General features: G+C 29.9%; 13 protein-coding genes. 2 read left to right on the top strand and 11 right to left on the bottom strand.

Annotation, left to right across the window (positions count from 1 at the left end):
* Window positions 1-274: 274 nt before the first annotated feature.
* The 10 genes from Q3304_RS15605 to Q3304_RS15560 form a co-directional block, all read right to left on the bottom strand.
* Window positions 275-1,282, bottom strand: a complete 1,008-nt coding sequence (locus tag Q3304_RS15605) for a M56 family metallopeptidase (RefSeq protein ID WP_407814132.1) — start codon at window positions 1,280-1,282, stop codon at window positions 275-277.
* Between the two features lie 277 nt (window positions 1,283-1,559).
* Window positions 1,560-2,309 carry a GNAT family N-acetyltransferase gene (locus Q3304_RS15600; protein WP_407814131.1) on the bottom strand — a complete coding sequence of 250 codons (750 nt, stop codon included), beginning with the start codon at window positions 2,307-2,309 and terminating at the stop codon, window positions 1,560-1,562.
* A gap of 194 nt (window positions 2,310-2,503) precedes the next feature.
* Window positions 2,504-4,078 carry a chloride channel protein gene (locus Q3304_RS15595; RefSeq protein WP_407814130.1) on the bottom strand — a complete coding sequence of 525 codons (1,575 nt, stop codon included), beginning with the start codon at window positions 4,076-4,078 and terminating at the stop codon, window positions 2,504-2,506.
* Between the two features lie 242 nt (window positions 4,079-4,320).
* Entirely contained in the window at window positions 4,321-5,556 is a 1,236-nt protein-coding gene (fabF, locus tag Q3304_RS15590) for a beta-ketoacyl-ACP synthase II (RefSeq protein WP_407814129.1), read from the bottom strand.
* Complete coding sequence (locus Q3304_RS15585) at window positions 5,549-5,887, bottom strand: helix-turn-helix domain-containing protein (RefSeq protein WP_169466586.1); 339 nt, start codon at window positions 5,885-5,887, stop codon at window positions 5,549-5,551. The genes fabF and Q3304_RS15585 overlap by 8 nt, the downstream gene beginning before the upstream one ends.
* Before the next feature lie 232 nt (window positions 5,888-6,119).
* The gene (locus Q3304_RS15580) at window positions 6,120-6,692 is read right to left on the bottom strand and encodes a manganese catalase family protein (protein WP_054269122.1); all 573 of its coding nucleotides are present in this window, start codon (window positions 6,690-6,692) and stop codon (window positions 6,120-6,122) included.
* 59 nt (window positions 6,693-6,751) lie between these two features.
* Window positions 6,752-7,015, bottom strand: coding sequence for a spore coat protein CotJB (locus Q3304_RS15575; protein ID WP_054269121.1), 264 nt, complete (start codon window positions 7,013-7,015; stop codon window positions 6,752-6,754).
* On the bottom strand, window positions 7,015-7,236 hold the full coding sequence (locus tag Q3304_RS15570; RefSeq protein WP_054269120.1) for a spore coat associated protein CotJA: 222 nt from the start codon (window positions 7,234-7,236) through the stop codon (window positions 7,015-7,017). Before Q3304_RS15570 ends, Q3304_RS15575 begins: the two co-directional genes overlap by 1 nt.
* 887 nt (window positions 7,237-8,123) lie before the next feature.
* A complete protein-coding gene (locus Q3304_RS15565; RefSeq protein WP_407814128.1) occupies window positions 8,124-8,651 on the bottom strand; it encodes an IbrB-like domain-containing protein in 528 nt (175 codons plus the stop codon).
* Window positions 8,648-9,982: a phosphoadenosine phosphosulfate reductase gene (locus Q3304_RS15560; protein WP_407814127.1), complete on the bottom strand. Its 1,335-nt coding sequence runs from the start codon at window positions 9,980-9,982 to the stop codon at window positions 8,648-8,650. Before Q3304_RS15560 ends, Q3304_RS15565 begins: the two co-directional genes overlap by 4 nt.
* 467 nt (window positions 9,983-10,449) lie before the next feature.
* On the opposite strand from Q3304_RS15560, the gene Q3304_RS15555 reads away from it, so the two are divergent.
* Window positions 10,450-10,890 (top strand): DUF3788 domain-containing protein, encoded by a 441-nt coding sequence (locus tag Q3304_RS15555; protein WP_054269117.1) that lies wholly within the window; start codon window positions 10,450-10,452, stop codon window positions 10,888-10,890.
* A gap of 168 nt (window positions 10,891-11,058) precedes the next feature.
* Here Q3304_RS15555 and Q3304_RS15550 read toward each other — a convergent pair whose 3' ends face one another.
* Window positions 11,059-11,226, bottom strand: a complete 168-nt coding sequence (locus tag Q3304_RS15550) for a hypothetical protein (RefSeq protein WP_219673748.1) — start codon at window positions 11,224-11,226, stop codon at window positions 11,059-11,061.
* 227 nt (window positions 11,227-11,453) lie between these two features.
* Here Q3304_RS15550 and Q3304_RS15545 point away from each other — a divergent pair, with 227 nt between their 5' ends.
* Window positions 11,454-11,585: a hypothetical protein gene (locus Q3304_RS15545; protein WP_407814126.1), complete on the top strand. Its 132-nt coding sequence runs from the start codon at window positions 11,454-11,456 to the stop codon at window positions 11,583-11,585.
* Window positions 11,586-11,668 lie beyond the last annotated feature (83 nt).

The raw sequence follows: 11,668 nt of genomic DNA, 5'->3' as shown, positions 1-11,668 counted from the left end.
CTTTGCTTGAAATAAATTTATATTTTTATATAAAATAGAATCTGCAACATATGAAGATACACCTTTTGAAAAGTTTACTTTTTCTTTAGTTATAACATCACTTTCTAGTCTTACAGTATTCTTAATATTTACAATTCCATCAATATTTTCAAAAACCTCACATACAAATAGTATACTTCTTAATGAAGTATCTGTTTTATCCTAAATCTATCATTCAGAGCAATATACTTGATATTATATATTGTATTTGCATATATTTAACGATAAACTTATATTACTCATCTGTATTAACAGTTCCTAAATATCTTAAATTCTGATTATTATTTTCAATAGAAAATTGTTTATGAATTTGATAAGTCAATGTATCATAATGAATTGTATCAAATCTAAAATATGTAATAGAAGATAACAAACACAAAATTACCACCATCAAAACACCATTTCTATATCTTTCATTAAACATATTAGACACTCTTTTTCTAATATCCGACTCCTTATGTAAACCAGCCACAAACTTATTTGAATGACTTGAACCTTTCCTCATCGCACTTATTATAGTAAGCGCATAGTCCTGTCTCTCCTCTACAGTATGGTTCTTTAAAACCCTTTCATCACAATAAAATTCGCAATCCAAATCTATAAACTTCTCCATTATATATATAAAAGGATTAAACCAATAAACACATTTTAAAAATAGCACCAAATACTTAACATAAAGGTCTTTACTCTTAAAATGCATAAGCTCATGTCTAAATATCCAATCCAGCTCCTTTAATGTATAATCATAAGGAGGTAAAATGACACTTGAATTAAAAAACACTGGTGTTTCAACTTCATAAGAATATTTAAGTTGTATCTTTTTATTTATACTAAGCTCCTTTAATAAATTCTCATAAAGATTTTTTATCTCATTATCCTCAACATCATAGGATAAATCATTCATCAAAATTTTAATCTTAATGTATCTCCAACTAATATAAACCAAATATACTATTATACTAGCAATCCAAATAAATAATAAAATACTGTTTTTAGAAGTAAAGATAGTATTAAAATTTTCTAAATACACCTTACTAATAGTATATTGATATTCCCTCCTATTAAATGTAAAAGTATAATATGTAAATGGTAGTAATAACTTAATAATCACAATCAACCAAACATAATAATTAAATCTTTTGCTAAACCTTTTAAATATAGTCATTCTAAAACTCAATAGGATAACTATACACAAATCACTTAATACAACAGTCCTAAGAATATCATTCAAAATCAAATTCATATAGCCACCTCTCTTCTCTTAAATCTAGAATAACTAAATATGTCAATATAAGTCAATCTTATCTGTACAATACTTGAATTTCTAAAAAATCATGTCTTATTTATAAGATATAAAAAAATGAATACATACTCTAAATTAAAATTATAAGATTTCTAAAATAGCCCTCTTAATTATGTTATTTTAAGTCATCATTAGAACCAGCAATTTGTCTGCACACAAATATGGCGGAAAATCAAAAGACTTCCGCCACTACATTGATATAGAATATTATTCTCTATCATTTATTTAGCATTTTTTTCAAATAAGCAACATCTATTAAATTTACTGTTTCAAACTTCCCCTTGTAAAATAATGCGAAGTTATTAAAAACACAAGGTAATTCCTTTGCTTTTTGTAATGTGTCTATTTGAATAAATGAAGCTGGAACATCATGTGTTGTGCAATAATCTCTTAATCGTTCAATATTTTGATAGATAAATGGACATTGCATATCATAATAAATAGTTAGTTCCTCACTCTCGATTTCACACGATTTTGCATTTTGCTTGAACACTGGTGTTGTTCCGTCAAAAGAAAGTGCAAGTAGCTCATATCCATTATCAGTAGTATCGACGACCTCGAATCCAAATTTTTTCGCAAATGATTGGTCTGAAAGCCATGCTTTTTGTTTTTTTGCCCCAAGCATACAAACGCCAGATTTTCCATTCTTTTTAGCATCTTCCACACAATACTCCATTAACGATTTCGCATACCCTTTTCCTTTATAATCACCCAATACCCATAAGCAATATATATAATAATAGTTATCACCAGTAATTGGAACCCATGCAGTCTCAAGTGGTGCATACTCAATAAATACAGTACCTTTGACATTCAATTTTCTAAAGGTATGCCCTTCTCTTAATCTTTCAGAAATCCATTGCTTTTTGGCTGCAATACCTTGATGTAACTTTCTTGTACGGATAATACAACATAAATGTTCATTGGCAAGATTTTCTACTGTCAAGTTTACAAATTCATCACACATACTTAAATCTTCCTTTTTCCAAATTTATTTTTTCAGTTCAATAAACTTTAATTTACTATTTCAATAAAATGTAATCTACCATTTTACATACAATCAATTTATTTTTCAAACTCTTTACATCTAAAATCCTACACTTTCATTTTCTCATACCACTCAATAACTGACTCTTTACTCAATTTAATATTATCACTCATCTATAAAATATGGGAAGTATTCTCTTTACACAAATTCTCCATCCTATCATACACAACACCACTGTCTCTCTCATCTGTCATAGTCACAATTATATCACTTGGCTTAAGAATAGTTTTCCCTCTAGGAATAATCTCTTCACCACCTCTTTGAATAGCTACCAGAAGACAATTCTCTGGCCATTGTATATCCTGAATTTTTTTGTTTGCAACAGGAGAACCAAACATAACAGAAAACTGGTCTAGTATCTTTTCTCCCCTCTCTTTAGGAGCAGGTTCTCCATTTTTCTCAAGTAATCGCTCCAAAAGACTTTCATAAATAGGTTTTGATTTCATAAGAGTAGCCACAATATATGCCACAATCGAAATTACAGATAGTGAAAGCATTTGACTAACAGAACTCGTCATTTCAAAAATTAATATAATACCAGTCAAAGGTGCACGTACAATAGCTGTAAAATATCCTGCCATAGCCAAAAGCACAAAATTATTTATATAATCTGGGTTCATTCCAAAAACCTTAACACCTATCATTCCAAATATTCCACCTATAAATGCTCCTAAAACAAGCAACGGAAAAAAGATGCCACCTGGTGCACCTGACCCAAAACTAACAGCTGAAAATATAAAGCGTACGACAAAAATCAAAACAACCATCCCAAAAAGATATTCATGACTTGTAAGTGACTCCACCAAATTGTGCCCACTTCCTAGCACTTGAGGCATCATAAGTCCAAGAATACCAGCCATACTGAATGGAATCAGCAGTTTACCAAATGTACCGATTTTAGGAATCTTTTTATATAAAGACTGCACATATAAAGTAAACCAGTTATAAAATGCTCCCATAACTCCAAGAATCACACCTAGAATCACTATCAATCCATAATAATTCTGTGGCAATACATGACCAATGTCAAACTGGAACACAGACTCAATCCCTAGAAAATTAGCTGAGATATAATCTGCTGTCAAAGATGCTGTCATCACAGAAATTAAAACAGACACTGAAAAGTTCTTATGAACTTCTTCAAGCGAAAACATAACACCTGCTAATGGCGCATGAAATGCTGCTGACAATCCAGCACTTGCCCCACAGGTTAACAGAAATTTTTCCTCTGTCTTACCTCTATCAAGCGCTCTAGAGATACCTTTCCCTGCCATAGCACCAAGCTGAATAGAAGGTCCTTCTCTTCCTAGTGCAAGACCTCCCATAAGTGCCAAAAATCCTCCAATAAATTTAGTTGGCAACACACGCCACCATACCTGCTTGATTTTTCCTGTCATTTCTCCCTCAAGCTGGGGAATACCACTTCCAGAAATCATTGGCTCTAAGTCTACAAGCTTTGATACAATCCAAGCAAGTAGTGCAAGCACTGCAAACCAAGCTATTATTTTTATTGTAGAACCTTCTACAAACGTCAAAATTTGGCTAAGCCAGATACCAGCTCGCCCCAAAAGTATCCTATATAAAAGTACAATCAAACCAGCCACAGCACCAACTATCAGTCCTTCTCCAATCAAAATTACCTGAAAGTTCTCTGCCCGTTTGATAACATGAGATGTATCTTTTTTCATGCTTTTCCTCCTTCTCCCAATAATTCTGTACAATATCAACAAATATAGCTCTTAATTCACTAAATATATAATCTTTATTATTTACTCTTTATATTTAATAAATATAACTAAATGATACTATAATGCAAATACTAAATGATTATTGACATATGATTTCATTGCATTTACTACTGAATCAATAATACAATACATTTTTGGAAAAATAAAGGAAAGTCTTATTTTAATTTTGCTTATTCTTACTACTATTCCTCAAACTTCTTTATACAAATAGTAGCATTATGCCCACCAAATCCTAATGAATTAGAAATAGTGTATTTCACTTCTTTCTCAATTCCACCATTAACAACATAATTCAAATCACAATCTGGGTCAAAATTCTTATAACCTACAGTCATAGGAACAAAATTATCATCTATAGCTTTTACACAAACTATTGCTTCCAATGCCCCTGCTGCTCCCAACAAATGCCCTGTCATTGACTTTGTAGAACTTATAAGTACATCGTTAACTGAATCTTTTAATGCCAGTTTTATCGCATTCGTCTCGTATTTATCATTAATTGGAGTAGAAGTACCATGAGCATTAATATAATCAATCTCACTTGGATTAATTCCACCCTCATTACATGCAATCAAGATAGCCTGACAAGCTGCTTCTCCTGTAGGGTCTGGACTAGTAATATGGTATGCATCTTCTGTAGCACCATACCCTATTACCTCTGCATAAATCTTTGCATTTCTTTTCTTTGCATTTTCTAAACTCTCTAGTATTAAAATAGATCCTCCCTCACCCATGACAAATCCATTTCTATCTTTATCAAAAGGAATTGATGCTCTGTCAGGGTCGTCACTATCACTCAATGCTTTCATATTATTGAATCCAGCTAATGTAAATTCAGTTATAGCTGCTTCAGAACCACCAGCTACACAGACATCTAATCTTCCACATTTAATAGCCTCAAATGCTTCCCCTATTGTATGAGTAGATGTCGCACAAGCAGATACTAAAGCATAATTGATTCCCTTAAATCCATATTTAATAGCAATCGTTCCAGCAGCCATATTTGAGATTAGCATTGGTATCGTAAATGGTGAAACTCGTCTACTTCCCTTCTCAATAAATTTTCCATATTCACTTTCCAAAGTATTTATTCCACCTATCCCACTACCAACTATAACTCCTATACGATAAGGGTCTAATTCTTTAAAATCAGTTCCACAGTCAGAAATAGCCTGTCTTGTAGCTTCTACTGCATATTGGCAATACAAGTCATTATGTCTAAGTTCCTTCTTAGAGAATGATAATAAAGGATTAAAACCTTTTACTTGCCCTGCTACTTTTACAGGAAAATCTTTAGTATCAAACCTATCTATCATCTGTATACCATGATTACCTGCTTTTACATTACTCCAAAATTCTTCAATATTATTTCCTATAGGGGATACTATTCCAATCCCAGTGATTACTACTCTATTCATCTTTACTCTCCTTTTCACTATACTCTTTATACATATTGCCCCATTCAAACAGAGAAACTAATATAGGTCGTAAAGTCATCCCTAATTCAGTCAAAGAATATTCAACTTTAGGTGGAAATTGTTCATATACCTCACGATGCACTAGACCATCTTCTTCCATACTTTTTAGATTTTGAGACAACATTTTTTGGCTTATATTATCAATTGATTTACTTAATTCTCCAAAACGTTTTTTACCTCTTATTAATTCTCTTAATATCAAAAACTTCCATTTGTCACCTATCATTTGTAGCGTTATTTCTACTGGACAAGCAGGTAAATATTTTTCCATATTCTCCTCCTTAATTAGCTCGAAATCATATACTTACTTTTAGTAAGTATTATATTCTATCATAATTATCATGTCAAGTTGACATATTTTAATTCTTAAATTTTTTATATTTATTTAATTATTTATAAGACTAATTTATATATAAAGAGATTGATTTATTTTATTTTATACAAAAAGAAGATGCCTCATAAACTAAAAGCTCATTTTGAAGCACCTTCCTTTTATTATTTTATTAGAACTGATGTTTACATTCTGTAAACTCGTAAACATCCATTAGTGCTTCACCAAATCTTTGATAATGCACTACTTCCCTCTCACCTAAAAATCTTAAGATATCCTTCAAATCTGGGTCATCAGTTAAATTTATTAATTGATAGTACGTAGCCAATGCTTTTTGTTCAGCAGCCATATCTTCATGTAAATCAGTTACAGCATCGCCAAAGACATTAATATAACTTGTAGTAAAGTTTACTCCATTAGAATCAACTGGCTGAAGACCATGTCCAAAAGTAGCATAATTAGTTCCAAGTCCAGCAGCTTTAAGCTCTTCTGGAGTACAGCTACTTATTAATTGATATAACATTGAAGAAATTATCTCAACATGAGCCATTTCTTCTGTACCTATATCAGTTAAAAGTGCACGAGATTTTCCTGTTGGCATAGTGTATCTTTGTTGAAGATATCTAGTTGCAGCTGCCAACTCACCATTAGGTCCTCCCAACTGAGTCATTATATATTTTGCCATTCTAGGGTCTGCTTGTCTTATGTTAACTGGATGTTCCAGTGTTTTTTGGTAAATCCACATATTATTTTACTCCTCCTTAATATATTTAATAGTAAATCTAATCTTAATACTGTATAATTTTATTTATAAAATGACTTGTCCCATGGCCAAGGCTCTGATACCCATGACCAAGGATATTCACTTGATTCATAACCAAAATTAATTAATGCCCCATACTTAGACTCATAATCACACATAGCTTGTGTAAATTTATCGCAGTATCTACTGTATGAATCAAGAGCTTCCTCATCTCTTGGATTGTTATCCAAATATAAATTTAATTCTATACAAGCAAATTGATATTCTGAAATTCTCTCTAGAAGTTCTCTTCTATTTAATGACATTAGTACATACTACCCCCTTTTTTCTCTCTAACTCTATTTTTAGGATTTTCATATAACCAATCATTGTAGTTATTTGACTCTATTAAATCCAACTCAGGAAATAAAGTACCTCTTCTTAATGCTGTTTTTGGATTGTATGTGTCATCATAAATTTGACGATTAATGTATGGTCTAGCAAATTCATAACAATAATCTTGTTTATCCTCTTTTAAATATTCCATTAATTATCCTCCTTAATTTTTCGAATTTTAAAATAGTATTATTTTTAATAATTTTATACTTGTGTTATATTATAATCAGTGGTTTTAATAGAACTTTAACAGAAATAAACGAGTATCTTTTTTGTTCCTCTTTTATTCTTAAAATTTGTCTACTCAACTAATTTTGTATAAATATTCATTCTAAATAATCAGTATAGAATTTATACAATTTCTTATAACACAATTACTATTTACTATATAATATTTATTTCTCGTCAAAATGTTACTTTTTATTACTTAAATCCTTATAAATATATATTTTAATGCTATTTTTTCTAGCAAATAAATTATTTTTAAAATTTATCAAACCTTATATTTTTATTTTCTAAAATCTAAATCTAGCTTAAATAAAACAAGTCTATTTATTTTATAATTTTATTTAGTTGCATTATAAAAAGCATGCTTCATATATGATTTTAATAATTATATTTTCATTATCTAGTCTTAAAATTCATATTTTCATATATAGTATTAAGACTTCTATATTCATGTATGGTATTAGCATTTATACAAATATAATATTAAGACTTCTACATTCGTATATGATATTAACATTTATACAAATATAATATTAAGACTTCTACGTTCATATATGGTATTAGCATTTATACAAATATAGTATTAAGACTTCTACATTCATATATGGTATTAACATTTATACAAATAAAAAAGAGGCTATCTCAAAATATAGATAAGCCTCTTTTTCATTATTAAAATGATGAAAATATATTTAATTTCATAAAAAAAGAGTGTCTCATGAACCAAAAAATTCACTTCGAGACAGCCCTTTCTCTGTATTTATATATAAACTTAAAACTCTTAATTTTTAATGTATACTCTTAATTTTCTTACATATTATCAGAATCAGACGGAATCCATGAATTATTAAACTCTTTATCCTTAAACAAATAAGATAATCCAGTTATTTGCTTTAATCTAAGAATTTCATCAATCTCCATACCTAGATGCTTTGATATCCATTCATCAGATTTTCCAATTTCACACAGTTCAGTTATAATACTACTCATTAAATCCACATTATGTGAGCCCCTTGCACGATTATGTCGAATAGTACTTGCCATTCTCTCATCAAGAGATTTATCAATTATTGAAACAGGAAGAAGTCCATTCTCTCTATCATAGATATCCTTATTTTCAAGCATTACTCTATAACGATGGAAACCATCTACAATAATATACTTGTCTTTTTCCTGATTATAATAACAAACAATTGGCATTGTATACCCATCTTCTTTAATACTTTTATATAACAACTGCATTTCTGGTGGGGCTACTGTATTTGGATTATAGTCGTTAGATTCTATCTTTTCAATGGGTATTGCAATGATTCCATATACTGGACTTTTCTGTTTCATAGCATCTTAACTCCTATCTCATGAATTTTTTCATATTTTTTCTTAATATATTCTGTCCTAACTCTTTGTTCTTTTGTAGGACTAAATCCCATAAATTTACACATATGGTCATTTTTTAAAATACAATAGCACATTCTCTTCCAACTTGGAATATCTTTGGTAAACTTGATATCATCTGTATCATCAGGTATATCACCTAAAAATTTAACTCTAATTTTTTTGTCTTTTGTATAATTTGAAACTCCATTTAATTCTATTTTATATCCTTTCATTATTAATTCATGTATAACACTTCCTGGTAAACCTCCTCCTCTATTATGCCAAAAATCAATAGATGTTGAAAATTTCTTAATATAATTTTTTCTTATATTTTCAGGTAAAGTGTCAAGTAAAAAATAGGTGAAGCTTTTCCAAGTATGTCCATCTGGCAATGAAATACTTCGGTACCCCATAGCTTTTGTTTTTCCATAAATAGAGGTGAAATTGACTCCTTGTACTCTAGCAACTAATTTCATCCATACATCTGGGTCTAATACCCTATATAAATTTAGACTATCCTTCGCTGAATCATTAAATGGAGATGCTACTCTCATGCTTCTTGGAGCTACACCAGCTTTATAGAATAAATCATAAATTTTATTGTAATCATAGTTGAACTTATAGTTAGCTAGCCAAACATCTTCTATTTCCCAATCATATATAGGAGATGCTGTCCATACATTTTTAAATTGATTCGTTATCCAGCACTTTCCTTTATATCCATGCTGTTTATTTACAATAGCACAGTAGCGTTGTAATGATTCCGACGCTCTTGTTCCTAATAAACAAGCAACTTTTGCACCTTTATGCTTATCCCTCATCCATCTGCCAAATTGTTTTGCCAAACTTTCTTGCCTCATCTTATATTTATAATAGACAAATGGGTTATTTTCTTGATTTATTATGTATTCTTTGACTGGCATTTTTCTTACCCATAACTCTTCTTTCTCATCATCCCATGGATACCAAAACATTTCATAATTTCCTACAGCTGTTCTTGTGGCCATCGGCAAACACACCCAATAGGGCTCAATATCTTCAAGATTCTCTTTAAATGTTTTTTCAACATACTCAGTTGTCATACTGTATTGAGCTTCAAAATCCTGATGAAATACTCCAATTTTGGAACTTATATTATGCTTTCTCTTATAATCCAAAACTAAATTCAATAATAAACCACTATCTTTTCCTCCACTGAAAGACACATAGACATAATCAAATTCACTGAAAATATAAGAAAGTCTATCTTGAAAAGCTTCAAACACATTGGATTTTAAGTACCTTTTATCCATTTGAATTCTCCCCTTTCAATTAGAAGTTTATAAAACCTTACACCGTAGTATTATGCTTTTTTAGCGATAATTAACATAAATTCTACAGTATTTAAATACATAAATCCAACAAATACATATAATTATAATATAATTTTACTTTTATATTATAAACTCTATTTTATCATTCTTTTACATTATTTTCCAACAAATATAAATATAATATTTTCTAGCCATCAATATTATTATTAATATTAACTACTTTGTATTTTATACATATTATATAGGCAAGACTTACAAAACATGACAAACTGTTGTCATAATTACTTTGTTATACTAAAAGTAAAAATAAGATACTTTATGAAAATGTATATAAAAAATAGTCCTCAGCTTACTTACAAACTTAACAAGGACTTAAACTTATACTATAAATTATCACTAGGATATTAATTCTAATTACAAATTACATGTTTAAGGAGTGAAATCTAATGTACGAACGTATGCTTGAAAAAAACAATAAACCTAGCTTATCTCAAATAATTGAATACATGGGTAAAGATGGGTATACACGCTTGTGTAAGTTAGAAACTTACCTTGAAACTCAATATAGCTTATCAAAAGAACTTCGATTCCCTTTTGGGAATAACTATGGTTGGGGTTACAAATATAGTCATAAATCTTTTCATCTATGCTATGCTTTCTTTGAAAAAGGGGCATTCACTGTTATGATTCAGATAGGTGACAAACAAGTTCCAGCAGTAGAAAAAATGCTAATTGCCTTAACACCAAAAGCTAAAGAATACTGGTCAAATCGTTATCCTTGTGGTGATAATGGAGGCTGGATTAAATATCGTATTTTAGAAGATGCAGATTTACTCGACATTATTCAATATATACGAGCAAAGAAAACGCCACCTAAGCAACGTTAGTTTTTGATATTTTTTAGATACAATATAATTCCTTGTTCTATAGAAAATTTGAGTATAAAAATGCTTTAGTAATATTGTCTACTAGTATGTCAATATTTGATTTCTTTACAGTAAAATAGTAAGTTTTATCATAACTAAAACATTTATTACTTTCATATGGAAGTCTGCTTACAATCTGAGTATTGGGAAAAACATATATCCTTTGCCAGTTATAGGGCAATTAAAATCATGTACTGAGCCAGCAAGGGTGATATTATTTTCATGTAGATACAAAGTAACAGTTTGGAAAGTATCTTTTCCCTCATTTTCAACATAGATATATTCATAACTAGGCACAGTCCACTTTACCCAACCATTTGGTGGCTCTGCATCATCTATACACTCTACTCCAGCAAGGTATAAGCCTTGTGAAAATCCATTATAATCCTCCCATTTGTATAAACTGCATTATTGCTTTTTCTAAGTTCATTTTACCATTATCTACTTGTCGATTCAATTTGTATAAGAGTATATCCTTACTCTCCTTATCAGTTAATATGAATGTAGAAAAAGCCTTTGAGATATTGGAAGCAGTCAAACAAAGTGAAGACGAATGGATAACAGAGTTTTCAATGGTTTATGATAAATCAAGGCAAACTGTTTATTATTGTTACAATCAAGACTTCGAAAATATCCAAGAATTTCTTTTTCAGTAATATAAATTATCAGTATTTCTGGTATACTAATGTTAGTAATTCTTAATTTGTAGAGTAATTATAACTGCAAATTATTTATATTT

Origin of the sequence: Clostridioides sp. GD02377 (assembly GCF_045899875.1) — a bacterium.
GTDB classification, from domain to species: Bacteria; Bacillota; Clostridia; order Peptostreptococcales; family Peptostreptococcaceae; genus Clostridioides; species Clostridioides difficile_A.
Note: the sequence above shows the minus strand (reverse complement) of the source record. Positions and strands in the feature narration are given on the sequence as shown.